This is a genomic window from Melioribacteraceae bacterium 4301-Me, from assembly GCA_041538185.1.
Lineage (GTDB): Bacteria > Bacteroidota > Ignavibacteria > Ignavibacteriales > Melioribacteraceae > Pyranulibacter > Pyranulibacter aquaticus.
In genome coordinates, this window is sequence record JBGORM010000002.1 from 306,924 (window position 1) to 320,104 (window position 13,181).

Below are 13,181 nucleotides of genomic sequence, written 5' to 3' on the forward strand. Positions count from 1 at the left end.
ATAAACCATTAAAGATTGTTCATGAAAAAAATATACATAAAAAAATTACTTTTATTACCCATTCTTATTTTTTTAGTTAACTCATTGAAAGGTGAAAAATTGCGTATTAACGAGCAGAATAATTCATTGGCTGCTGCAGAGACCAATAAATTTATACAGAAACAAAAACTACTCGATAAAATTTATTCGGATAAAAAACTTGGTTCTTTTTTTAGTGACGGCAAAACTTATTTTAGACTGTTTGCCCCAAATGCTGTAGCCGTCAAACTTTGTATTTTTAAACAACCTGAGGATGCAACAGCTAAAGAATACTCAATGATAAAGGATACAAATGGCGTGTGGGAAAAAACATTTGATGGCAATCTCAAAGGAATTTACTACGGATATAAAGTTTATCACGAAGGAGAAAATCTTGATGATAATTCAAAAGAACTTTGCATCGACCCATACTCGAAGGCTGTTGCTACTTATACAACATATATGAATCCTCGCAAATCTATTGTTTATGAAGATAGCTACGATTGGGAAGGTGACAATTGGGTTCAGCGGGATTGGCGTGACCTAATAATCTATGAGATGCACATTCGCGATATGACCGCTGACCCTTCTTCTGGTGCAAAACATCCGGGCACTTATAAAGGGTTAATTGAAAAAGGAAATATAGGCGGAATTAATTATATAAAATCTCTTGGTATTAATACAGTTGAATTATTGCCCTCTCAAGATTTTGGATATATAGAAATACCGTATAAGAAAAAGTTCAAAGGTATGTTTAACACTTGGAATCCTTATGAAAGGAATCATTGGGGTTATATGACTGCAGCATTTTTTGCCCCGGCTTCTTATTATGCTGAAGATTGGGCAGAGTTGAAATGGAATGCCTGGATGGGGAAAGATGGAAAGCAAGTGAAAGAATTTAAAGATATGATTAAAGCCTTTCACAAAGAGGGAATTGGTGTAATAATGGATGTTGTTTATAACCATTTATCCGAATATGAAATTGGTAATCTTAAACAAATTGATAAAGAATATTATTTTAGACTTGATGACAAAGGAAATTTTATTGCTGAAAGTTACTGTGGCAACGATATTAAAACTGAACGACCAATGGTACGGCGTCTTATTATTGAAAGCGTTTTATACTGGATGAAGGAATATCACATTGACGGTTTTCGTTTTGACTTAGGAAAATTAATTGATTGGGAAACAATAGAAGATATTATCAAAGAAGCAAAAAAAATAAATCCATATGCTGTTTTTGTTTGTGAGCCTTGGGGCGGCGGTTATGACCCGCAAGGTTTTTCAATTAGAGGCTGGGGTTCATGGAATGACCAGATACGCAATGGAATTAAAGGAGAAAATCCTTTTGACGGTCTCGGTTGGATATTTGGAAAATGGTATGGCAATAATAATTTGAACCGTATTAAAAGTTATGTAAACGGTACTTTAGTAAGAGATTATCTGGGATTATTTCAAAAAAAAGAACATTCTGTAAACTACCTCGAATCACACGATGGATATACTTTAGGCGATTTTATTAGAATAGCAACGGGTGAATTAAAAGCAAATAAAATTATTAAAAATGTTGATAAAAATGTTGAACTTACTCCTCTTCAATTGAAGCTCAATAAGTTAGCTGCACTGTTTTTGCTTACTTCGCAAGGAATTGTAATGATTTCTGAAGGACAGGAATTTGCAAGAAGTAAAGTTATACCTTATGATATTTCAGTCCCAGATTCTAACAAAGGGAGAATAGATAACAATTCGTATAATAAAGACAATTCTACAAATTATATAAACTATCGACACGCAGAAATTAATAAGGAATTATTAGAGTATTATAAAGGACTTATTAAACTAAGAAACACCTATTCTGCATTTAGGCGTGCGGATTATAAAGAGATTAATTTTATTGAAAATGAAGTTAGTAATTTTGCTTTAGCTTATACCGTTTCTTTTGAAAACGATACATTTTTTGTGGCTTTCAATCCAGATCAGAAAAAAAAGATAATATTCAATTTACCTAAAGGCTCTTGGCAATTATTAGTTAACGAACAAAAAGCTGGTATAGAGCCAATTACTATTCAAAAAGATAAGATTGTTCTTGAGCCAATATCTGGTATGGTACTAAAAAAAAATTAAACTAAAAAGAAATGAATTTTTTACTGAAGGTCTTATTAATCCAGTCAGTTCAGCGAACCGACTTACTTCATCTTTCTTGATGGCAATAAAAATCAGCTATACAGAATTTTCCGTTTTGAAGCACATATCAGAAAATATTATCTGCTGGGATTTGATGTTTTCTTAATTCTCTTGAAACAATTTTTGTGATTTTTATAAGCTTGCTTTTAATGTTTAAACTAATACTCTTGTTGAATTATTACTAACTCACCTAAATACTGGCTTAAATTATTTTCAACACAAAAAGTCCATAAGGTGTTAAACTCAAGAATAAGGTTTCTTTGACTCGTCAAACGGGTTTGACCTTATTTTTTTCTTCTAAACCTTAGTAACTCTGACTTTAGGTTTGATGTAATTGTTAATCACGGTAGGGCTGCGTGCTCTAGCCCAAGCATTAGTTTTCATTTCTGTAGGGGCAAGGTCCTCTTGCCCTCTTTTCTTCGTGGGTGGTGAATTCTCATTTTATTTTTATGTAACCTTAGTAACATCACTTAACAAAAATGAAGTTTAACCTTATTACCTTATCCTTAATTTTTCTTTTAAGCGGTGAATTCTTATTTAGCCTAAATTATTCATTAGAAAATTTTTTCTTGAACGCTGTAGTCGAGGAGACCTCGACCCTACAGTATGTATAATAATATGGGTTATTTGCAACCCCAAAAAGAAACGATTTTTTTGCCGAAGGCATTATTAATCCAGTCGGTTCAGCGAACCGACTTACTATTATCTGCCTTAAGCTATTGTGTTACGGCATGTATGAGCGTTGAAAATCTACCATTCCGTGGAGGGCAAATTTTCCTGGGGCTGTCTAAAAAGTAAGATTTTTTAAAAAATAGAACACCGACAACACAGATTTTAACGGATTTTCACGGATTTTAAAATTGAAAAATTACTTTTTTAGACAGCCCCTAGCCTTTGGCTAAATGGGAAATTTGGGACTAACTAAAAATTACTTTCTTTAATGAGGATTCAACTGCCAATTTGAATTGAGTTAGATTTACTGGCTTCTTAAAAACATAATCGACGCCTAATTCTTTATAGTCTGCTTCAACTTCTGAATTTATGTCGCTGCTTAAGATAATAATAGGTGGTTTTACCTTTAAATCTGATATTGCAATTTGTTTAACCAAATCAAAGCCGGTCATTATCGGCATTTTGTGATCAGTAATAACAAGGGCTGGTGAAGTTTGTTTTATCATTTCAAGAGCTTCTTTTCCGTTCGAAGCTTCTATAATAGAAAATTCTGGGAATAAACTTTTAAATAGTTTTGAGTAAAGTAATCGGTCTGTCTTAGCATCATCAACAAGCAAAATATTGGTAGAAGAAATTGGTATTGTGAAAAAGAACGTTGAACCTTTATTAAGTTCACTTTCCACCCAAATTTCACCACCATGTTTTAAGACTATATCATGCACCAGCGAAAGCCCAAGTCCGCTGCCTTTTTCTCCAGCAGTTCCTGGTGTGGTAAATTTTGTATCAATCTTAAATAACTTCGGTAAATCTTCCTTTTTAATGCCTACACCTTCATCCTTCACGTAAAATTTTACTTTCCTTTCAGAAGCTATAAGTTCGCCGCCAACTGTAATTGTACTATCTCTATTCGAAAATTTAATTGCATTCGAAATCAAATTATTGAATACCTGCAACAACAGATTAATATCTGCATGAACATATAAGTCTTTATTTAGTTCTGATTTGAGCTCTATATTTTTCTGTAGAGCTGCGCCTGATAAAATCTCAAAAACATTATTAACAATAGCAGTAGCATTAATTCTTTCCGGTTCAAATTTTATTCTACCAGTTTGCAGTCTTGTCCAATCCAATAACGAATTTACCAAAGCAAGCATGCTTTTAGACGATTGCTGAATAAACTCAATATATTTTCTTTTTCTTGCCTCATCTAAATCGCTTTCTGTAAGTAAGATATCAGTATAGCCTAAAATGGAACTAAAAGGTGTTCTCAAATCGTGTGATATAATTGAAATGAATCTGTCTTTTGTTTCGTTAAGTTCTTTGAGTTCGCGTGCAGACTTTTTAAGATTTTCTTCTGCTCTTTTGCTCATGGTTATATCTGTCACAACACCAAATATTTTTTTTGGTTTCCCATCCTTATCTCTTATTACGTTAATTTTGTTTTCAATCCAAACTATATTGCCAAGTGTATCCAAAATGCGGTATTCAAAACTTTCGAATTTTCTTGCTGAGTCGTTATAGAACTTTTTCATCTTTCTTATTACTTCTTCTACATCATCAGGATGAATAATTTGATGCCATAAATCTGGATTCTTAATAAACGATTCAGAAGAATAACCTGTGATTTTCTGAATAGCAGAAGTGTAAAGAACTACTTTCATTTTGCCATCAATTTTTTCTGCTGTCCAGAAGCTTTCATTGATGTTCTCTGTAATACTTCTGTACCTTTCTTCAGATATTTCTAATGCAACTCTCGACTTTTTTTCTTCTGTAATATTTCTTACGACCCAAACAATAAAAGCTTCTGAGCCGACATTATAAAGAGAGACTGATACTTTAACGTCAAAAGTGTCATTATTTCTTTTTTTGCCTAAGAACTCAAATTCAGGTGAAATTTCTCTCCCATCCTCAGCTTTTTTTATTTCATTTGCTACTTTTACAATATCTTCGTCAGCAACAAAATCTAACGGGTCCTTGTTCAAAACCTCGCTGGTTGTTGAATAACCAAACATTTCTACAAAAGAATCATTGGCAAGAATAAATTTTTTATTAGCTATTAATGCTATTCCATCTCTTGATGCTTCAAAGATGGAACGTGTAAGAAGTAAATCTTTTTCAGCATCCTTTTGTAATGTAATGTCGGTAAGAAGGGCATTGTAATAAAGCGGTATTCCATTTAAGTCGTAAACAACTGCAAAGCTTGCAAGCACAGTTATTTTTTGCCCATCTTTAGTAATAAGGGGCAGTTCGAAAGACTTGTTAGTTGTGTTTTCCAGTTCGGAAATTTTAAAGTTGTTGCTTAATAAATATTGAGAATCAATTAAATCTGTGAAATTCAATTTGTAGATTTCCTCTTCGGTGTATTGAAAGACCGCCTTGAAATATGGATTTACATAATTTATTTTCCCATCCAATTCTAAAGTGCAAATAAACTCGTGAGAGTTTGTAACTATGTTTCTAAATTTTTCTTCAGATTGTCTTAGCTCTTTTTCAATTTGTGCACGCTCAGTAATATCTGTACATAAAATCATAATCAGTTTTTCTTTGTTTTGATTTATATATGCCATTCTTACAAGTAAATACCTTGCGGTGCTTTCGTTTTCGCCAATCTTGAACTGACCCTCCCAAAGTGGATTATTATTTAACTCCTGCTTTAGTATTTCAAAATATGGTTTAGTAATTGTACTAAATATTTTTCCTATAAATTTTCCGTAGACTTCACTTTTTGTTAGTCCAAATAATTTATATGCGGCTTCGTTCCAAAAAACTATGTTGCCGTTGTCGTCGAGACCTATAACGGCGTTTATTAAAGTAGAAATTATTTGTTGATATCTCCTTAATTCTTTTAATTCCAGCTCAGTTTCAATATCTCTTTTTCGCTCATCTGTTATATCATTAATTAAGAGCGAAAATAAGTTTGTTTTTCCGGTAAGGAAATTATAAGGAACGCTAATCACCTTGAAAATTTTTTCTTTGAATCCTTTTGTTACAGAAATTTCCTTTTCTATTGATGCTGATTTTTCATTAGATTCATTAATTAATTCTAAAATCTGTCTGTTTGTAATTTTTGGTGACAGAGATTGCATTTTATCTTGTGGTGGCTCTAAGAAAAGCTCTAATTCTAAAGGTGTATTCTCAGGTTTGTATTTTATTTCTCCAGTTGTATCAGTTATTATAAAAAGGTCAGCCAAGTTTGAAGCGATATTACCCAAGTTTTCCTGTATTAATAATTCTTGAATTTCTGAATCTGATGAGGTTTTAACGTCTTCAATAATTAAAATACCACCAGCAAACTCCGAGTTTACATTAATTGGCATTCCTTTTAAGATAAGAGAAATAACTTCACCTTTTAATCTTTTATAAGATGAAGTAGTAATTTCAAAGCCTTCTCCAAATTGTAGGCTCTGAATTTGGATGCTTACATCAGTATCTTTAATTATTGGTACTTCTAATACACTTTTCCCAATTAGGGTTTCCGGATTGCTATCAATAGTTCCTTTAAAATGGAAGAAATTTTTATTTACATAAATTATCCGCCAATCCTTTTGAAATACTAAAATACCAATAGGAGCAAATTCTAAAATATCTCGAAAAGATAATTCGTTTTTACCTTTTTCCGGTGATTTGTTAATCCATTGTGCCATGAATAATTAATGTAAATATATTTTTACACAAAATATAAAAATGAGGAAATTAACCTGCTTAGAACTTATTAAATATATGAATTAATTTCGTTAATAATTTTTTCTGTAGCACCAATATTCTGCTTAACAAAGTCGCTGCAGATTTTTCCAGCTTTTTGTCTAAATCCATCATCACTAAACAACTTACGCAGTACACGATATGCTTGCCTTTTATTGTTAACTATAAATCCGCCTCCTTTTTCAACTAGTTGACCTGCCTCTCTGCTGTTATCTATTTTGGGACCGAATACTACGGGAATGCCGTAAACTGCGGGTTCTAATACGTTATGAATGCCTTGTTTAAAGCTCCCTCCAACATAAGCTACATCAGCGTAGCAGTACAACGTTAGCAAAATTCCTATTGAGTCAATTATAATGACACGTTCGTTGTTATAGTTGTTTAAATAAGAAAATCTAATTGTGGGTGAGTTATTTAAAAAGAGATTTTCTATTTTTTCTATGCGGGGGATTGTTGGCTCATGTGGAACAATGATAATAATGAGGTTAGGGTCATATTTAATTAGTTTTATAACTACAGGGATAATTACTTCCTCATCGTTTTCCCATGAACTACCAATGACAAACACCTTTTTTTCATTAAAGAAACCGTCTTTAAACAGTTTTTTTTCTTTGGCTTGTAAGCTTTTCTGATATACTCTGTCGAATCGGGTATCGCCTACCGATTTTATTTTTTCATTTTTTATTCCAAGTTCCTCAAAATTTTTCTTGTCTTCATCAGAAACCGTTAAAACTGCGGCAACATTTTTTAATAAAGATCGATGAAAATTTTTGGAAAGAGGTAACATTCTTTTAGAGCTTTTTCTCATTGTAGCATCTACAATAAAATATGGTATCTTTCTATAATCCAGCTGCCACAGCATATTAGGCCAAAAATCATAACGCATAAATACTGCAATATCGGGACGAGTAAAGTTTAAGAATCTGCCAGAAAGAAATGTTGTATCTAAAGGGATGTAAGAAATTACATCTGCATAAGGGTAATTAAGGGAATTCCTATAACCAGAAGGTGAGAAAAAGGTGATAAGGATATTTACATTTTTGTCTTTTTTTATTTTTTCTATGATTGGTTTAGCCTGTTCAAATTCGCCCATAGAGGCAGAGTGGAACCAAACCATTTTTTTTCTTCTATCAAGACCGGTGAGGTCAATAATAAGGTTTTCAAAAAGCTTTTTTCTATCCCTTATGCCAGCTCTTATTTTTTCGTTAAATGGACTTGCTAATATAAAATAAAGTTTCAGAAGCGGCACAATTAAAATGTTGTAAAGGAAATACCAAAAAGTGTTCATATTGTTTTAATTAAGCTTAATATTTGTTCTTTAACAAAAAAAGGTGAAATATCTTTCATACACTTAAAATGTTTTTTGGGGCAATGATTCTTTCCATAGTGACTGCATGGCCTGCAAAATAGAGAATTATTTTCTAAAACTAAATTGTGAACATTAGGAGAACTGTATGGTGTAAAACCAAATTCTTTTGCTGACGAGCCGAATATTGCAATTACGGGTATATTCATTGCTGTCGCTGTATGCATTAGACCCGAATCATTGCATATTATTAATTTACATTTTCTCATGTTTATAGCTATTTCAAAAATGTTGTCCTCGCCGCAAATACAAATTGAATTATGAACCGATTGATGAATGTTATTGCAAATTTCTTTGTCGTCTTTTCCACCAAAAATTATAATTGAATATCCTGCCTCCGTAATGTTATTGCCAAGTTCAATAAAATATTCTTCGGGCCATCTTTTGGTAAAATGTTTTGCACCTGGACAAAAGCCTATAAATTGCTTGCCATCTGGAATTTCAGATTTTATGCCCCCTGGCAAAAATAAATCTAAACCTTTATCGTCCAATTCTAAGTTCCTTATCGATTCAGCATATAGTATTGGAATCTGTTTAACATTATTATATAAGTTGATTTTAAAATTGACCAATAAAAACTTCTTTAATGTCGGCTTTTTAAAACGAATCGATGCTGAATTTAATGATGAAACTATTCTGCGGCTACGAAAATTGTTTTGTAAGTCTATAACTAAATCATATTTGCTTTCTCGCAGCTGGTTCCTGAACTGTTTAGTTTCAGAATAGTAAATTACATTTTTTAAGTAAGGATTATATCGTAGTGCATCTGAATAGTTTTGTTTTACTATATAGTCAATTTCTGCTTCATTGTACTTTTTTTTAAGTGCTCTAATGATTGGGGTGGTTAATAAAACGTCACCCAACGAGCTTAGTCTTATTATTAAGATTTTATTTAGTTTATCGTTATCCAAATCATTGAAAAATTTTTTAACAAATTTACTCATTCTTAAAACCTCATCCAATTAGTGAAGTCTTTCTAGTAAAAGAATTTATCTTTATGCTGTTATATTCATATGCAATTTTTAAAGAGACTAAAGATATTTTCTTTAGTGTTAAAATGTAGTTTGTTATATTTAATTAAGTAATCTCATATTTATTTGTGGAAATAAAAAAAATTAAAATAGTAAGTGATTATGATTTAATTGGAGAAGTAAATCAACAGGTAAAAAATTTTCTTCAATTTAATGATGTAGAGAATTTTATTTGTAGCCAAATAGAAATTTCGTTAACAGAAGCACTTAATAATGTAATTAAACATGCATACAATAACGATAACTCTAAACCAATTGAAATTAGTGTAAGTAAAGATGCAAAAGAAATTATAATTAAAATTGTTGATGAGGGAGTGCCAAGAGAAAATTTGGAAATTCCTAAATTGGAGTTTGACCCAAATGATATACCTAACCTTCCTGAAAGCGGAATGGGTTTGTACATAATTAGTCAATTAATGGATGAAATAGACTACCAAACTTTACACGGGAAAAATATTTTTACATTGAAAAAGAAACTCTATTAATATCGTGGAAGTAAAACTGCCTGTCATAAAAAATATCTGTGGAAGATTTGAAAAAATATTTGTTTGTATTCTTTTTAGTTTCCACTTACTTGCTTGCACAAGATACAACAGTAAGTGAAGCATTTAAGCACAGCAAAAAAGAGGATTACTCGCCTGTAAGGACAAAGTACGTTTCTTACACCTTGTTAACGAGTTATATTCTAGTGCAAGAAGCTAATAAATCTGATCCATTTGCTCAGCATGAGCTGGGGTTAAGGTACTTACTGGGAAAAGGTTTTCCTGCAGACACCGTCAAGGCAATATACTGGATTCGAAAAGCAGTTGACCAAAACTTACCTTTTGCAAATTATAATTACGCAATTCTTCTTTACAATGGTATCGGTGTTCCTTGGAATCCTTTTGATGCTTTTTATCATTTTAAAAAAGCAGCGGATGCCGGCTTGCCAGATGCACAATTTGCTATGGGTATATTTTATACTGATAATCTTGTTGTTAATAGAGATTACAAAAAAGCCTATTATTATTTTAAAAGTTCAGCAGACGCTGGCTATGAACAAGCAAAGAAAGCAATAAATGAATTGAAAAGAATCGGTTTTGTTCCCACCGACAGTATGGGCAATGATACAAAGGTTGCTAAGAACATCGATTTGACTGCACCGCTAATAGATGTGGGATGGGATTTGGATTTTTATAATTTTCAAAAAGATTCTGCAACAGTTAACGACTCTTCAATTGAAATATTATCTACAAAGGATAAAAATGATTTACTTAAATATCTTGGCATCAACGATAGTCTTAATGTGATTAATTTGTCGGATACAACAATAACTGGGATAATAGATTACACTGCAAAATCAGGCAGTCCAGAAGCGCTTCTTCTTAAAGCGCGTGCAATAGAAAAGGGCAGAATATACAATAAAGATTTAGTGATGGCAGCTGCATATTATTTACGCTCACTAAGGCTGGGTGCTAATAAAGCTGCTCAGTACTTAATTAAAATGATACAGAATAAATTATTTTATAATTTGCTCAAATCACAAGTAAAACAAAATAACCCTGATGCAATGTACGTCTGGGCAGGACTAACAGCATTAGGATTGGATTATCAATTGACTAATCAACAGGCTTTGGAGTTTTTAGTTAAAGCTAGTAAAATGAATCATATTCCCTCTCTATTAGAATTAGGATTATGCTATTATTCTGGACAGTTAGTTAAACAAGATAAAAAGCAAGCATTTTATTATTGGGAGATGGCTGCAGATTTAGGCAGCATAGAAGCTTCTGTTCGTATTGCATTTGCAAATATTCTTCAAAGGACTGAAACAAACACTGAGTATCGTCATGAGGAAAACTCAGATTTGATGAAGGATTTATATACTTTGCAAAAAGCAGCAAATCAAGGCTCAGTACTTGCGCAGTCTGCTCTAGCATATTGCTACGAAAAGGGAATTGGTTTTAAGGAAAACAAGGCTTACGCTGTAAAGTTGTACCGTTTATCTGCTCAGCGCGGCAGTGAGGCTGCTTATAATTCTTTGAAAAGAATGTATGATGAGATTAGACCGAATGATGAGATTTTTAAAATATATAACTAATTATTCAACGGCTTTAAGTACAACTAAAGTTAAATCATCACTTTGATTTGTTCCTTTTCTGAAAGAGTCGACTGAATTTATTATGATGTTTTTTATCTCATTTGCTGAATTTTGGGAATTATCAACTATAATTTTTTGTAGATTTTTTTCACCAAATATTTCTTTTCTATAATTCATTGTTTCAGTTATACCATCAGTATAAAAAATTACTATATCGTCTTTCTCTGGTTGAATTGTAGTTTCACTCAATGTTCTTTCAAAAATACCTTTATCGTTTAGGCCAATTCCAATTCCAAATACATTAATTTCTTCGAGTTTTTTGGCTTTGTTCTTATAATATAATGGCAGTGGGTGTCCCGCTCGTACAATATCAATTGAGCCATCTTTATTTATACATGCTGCTATAAGTGTTAAGAAGTATTCTTTTCTTAAGTTTTTCGAAAAATATTTCTTAATACTAATTAGTAATTCTTTTAATCCTTTAAAATTGCTCAAAAGTAAATGTAATATAGCTTGTACTTTAACCATATAAAGTGCAGCTGCCATTCCTTTACCAGAGATATCGCCTAATACAATAAAACTCCTGTTTTCTGAACAATCAACCACATCAAAATAGTCGCCGCCTACTTCTTTAGCTGGTTTATATATAGAAGCAATTTCGTATTTATTTATTTTTATGGGATGTTTAGGAATTAACTCAAGCTGGATTTTTCTTGCAATTTCCAATTCATTCTTTACTGTAAGTTTATCTGCCAGTTCAAATGCTAGAAGTGCATTTAAAATTATAAAGGCTAATAATACATAAGGATGACCATTCTGTGAAAAGCCAATAAGAAAAATTAGCAGAGCAATCAAATAAAAAATTCTGCGTGCTGGTGAAAGTTTCATTATAAATGCATTAAACAAACTTCTAATGAAAATGATAGACTTTTTTGCTTTGCTTTCATTACCTTCAGGTTTAGGTATATCTTTCTTGAAGAATTCATAAACTTCGGCTGCTTCTTGTTTGATTAACCTCTCAATTTCATAATAGCTTAAATCACTAGTGTACAAATCAAAAAGTTTTTTTATTGGGTTGCTCAATTTAACGCTCGATTTATAAAGGATAAAATTTATCTTATATTATGACGGAACATTTAATTATTAGTTTGATTTTCGTACATCGCTTATTTAATTGTGCTCGACTTTATCTTTATTTAATTTGCTAGTTAAGGACATATTATCTAAGATTTGAGAACAATTTTCTTGTTTTTGGGGCTAAAATACAAATATTATTTATAAGGATATTCTTTTTGGTTATCTAAGCAGCGTTTTATATTTTTCTGTAATAATTTACCATATAATCACGCTTTTAAAAAGAAATTTATAAGTAAATAATTGGTCTAATTTTTGACCTTAATAAAAACTAAATGATGATTAATTTAGAAATATGAAACAAAAAATTTTGCTATTTATTTTAATGACATACGTAATTATTGCCGGGATTTCTTTTCCAATAGTACCCCATCCTATTAACTGGTATGAATTTCCAACGATTCCAGGTCTTGAGCAAAAAGCTAAAATAATTTTTTTCCACGTGCCTACTGCCTGGCTTTCTGTTATTGCTTTCTTAATGACTATGATATACGGAATAAAATACTTGCGGTACAAAAACTTAGATGACGATGCAAAGTCTGTTTCTGCTTTACAATTAGGTATGATGTTTACAATTCTTGCAACAGTTACAGGTTCTATTTGGGCTAAATTTAATTGGGGAACTTTTTGGAATTGGGACCCGCGAGAAACCTCAATTTTTATTCTATTGCTTATTTATGGTTCATTAATTGCACTTCGTTCAGCAGTTGAAAATGAAGATAAAAGAGCACGACTTTCTGCTGTTTACTCCATAATAGCTTTTTTAACTGTTCCGTTTTTTATTTTTATTATGCCTAGAATAATGGTCGGCCTTCATCCTGGTTCGGCCAATGATGATAATGCAGGCCCTGTTGTTAATTTTAAAATGAATTTTAACATGCAAATTGTGTTTTATATTTCTTTGATTGCTTTTACTATGTTATACTATTGGATGTGGAAAGTGAGGTATAAAACAATAATTATTAAAGATAAGCTTCTAAAAAATAATTTGAGGTAG

8 protein-coding genes are annotated in these 13,181 nt (G+C 31.7%); 4 read left to right on the forward strand and 4 right to left on the reverse strand.

The annotated features are described in order from the left end of the window. The first annotated feature begins 21 nt into the window (after positions 1 to 21). On the forward strand, positions 22 to 2,142 hold the full coding sequence (locus ABRY23_04770) for a pullulanase (GenBank protein ID MFA3782359.1): 2,121 nt from the start codon (positions 22 to 24) through the stop codon (positions 2,140 to 2,142). A 977-nt stretch (positions 2,143 to 3,119) separates the two neighbouring features. On the opposite strand, the gene ABRY23_04775 is transcribed toward ABRY23_04770, so the two are convergent. From ABRY23_04775 to ABRY23_04785, 3 genes are all read right to left on the reverse strand, one after another. Further along, positions 3,120 to 6,518, reverse strand: coding sequence for a PAS domain S-box protein (locus ABRY23_04775; protein MFA3782360.1), 3,399 nt, complete (start codon positions 6,516 to 6,518; stop codon positions 3,120 to 3,122). 68 nt (positions 6,519 to 6,586) lie between these two features. Continuing rightward, entirely contained in the window at positions 6,587 to 7,864 is a 1,278-nt protein-coding gene (locus tag ABRY23_04780) for a 3-deoxy-D-manno-octulosonic acid transferase (protein MFA3782361.1), read from the reverse strand. Then, complete coding sequence (locus ABRY23_04785; protein ID MFA3782362.1) at positions 7,861 to 8,886, reverse strand: glycosyltransferase family 9 protein; 1,026 nt, start codon at positions 8,884 to 8,886, stop codon at positions 7,861 to 7,863. The genes ABRY23_04780 and ABRY23_04785 overlap by 4 nt, the downstream gene beginning before the upstream one ends. A gap of 155 nt (positions 8,887 to 9,041) precedes the next feature. On the opposite strand from ABRY23_04785, the gene ABRY23_04790 reads away from it, so the two are divergent. Then, the gene (locus tag ABRY23_04790; GenBank protein ID MFA3782363.1) at positions 9,042 to 9,458 is read left to right on the forward strand and encodes an ATP-binding protein; all 417 of its coding nucleotides are present in this window, start codon (positions 9,042 to 9,044) and stop codon (positions 9,456 to 9,458) included. A 47-nt stretch (positions 9,459 to 9,505) separates the two neighbouring features. Continuing rightward, positions 9,506 to 11,050, forward strand: a complete 1,545-nt coding sequence (locus tag ABRY23_04795; protein ID MFA3782364.1) for a tetratricopeptide repeat protein — start codon at positions 9,506 to 9,508, stop codon at positions 11,048 to 11,050. Here ABRY23_04795 and ABRY23_04800 read toward each other — a convergent pair whose 3' ends face one another. Beyond that, entirely contained in the window at positions 11,051 to 12,133 is a 1,083-nt protein-coding gene (locus tag ABRY23_04800) for a PP2C family protein-serine/threonine phosphatase (protein MFA3782365.1), read from the reverse strand. A gap of 346 nt (positions 12,134 to 12,479) precedes the next feature. Here ABRY23_04800 and ABRY23_04805 point away from each other — a divergent pair, with 346 nt between their 5' ends. Continuing rightward, a complete protein-coding gene (locus tag ABRY23_04805) occupies positions 12,480 to 13,181 on the forward strand; it encodes a cytochrome c biogenesis protein (protein ID MFA3782366.1) in 702 nt (233 codons plus the stop codon).

Bases quoted from the DNA above. Each gene is read 5' to 3' on its own strand.
- ABRY23_04770 (MFA3782359.1), top strand. From the start codon at position 22: ATGAAAAAAATATACATAAAAAAATTACTTTTATTACCCATTCTTATT.
- ABRY23_04775 (MFA3782360.1), bottom strand. From the start codon at position 6,518: ATGGCACAATGGATTAACAAATCACCGGAAAAAGGTAAAAACGAATTA.
- ABRY23_04780 (MFA3782361.1), bottom strand. From the start codon at position 7,864: ATGAACACTTTTTGGTATTTCCTTTACAACATTTTAATTGTGCCGCTT.
- ABRY23_04785 (MFA3782362.1), bottom strand. From the start codon at position 8,886: ATGAGTAAATTTGTTAAAAAATTTTTCAATGATTTGGATAACGATAAA.
- ABRY23_04805 (MFA3782366.1), top strand. From the start codon at position 12,480: ATGAAACAAAAAATTTTGCTATTTATTTTAATGACATACGTAATTATT.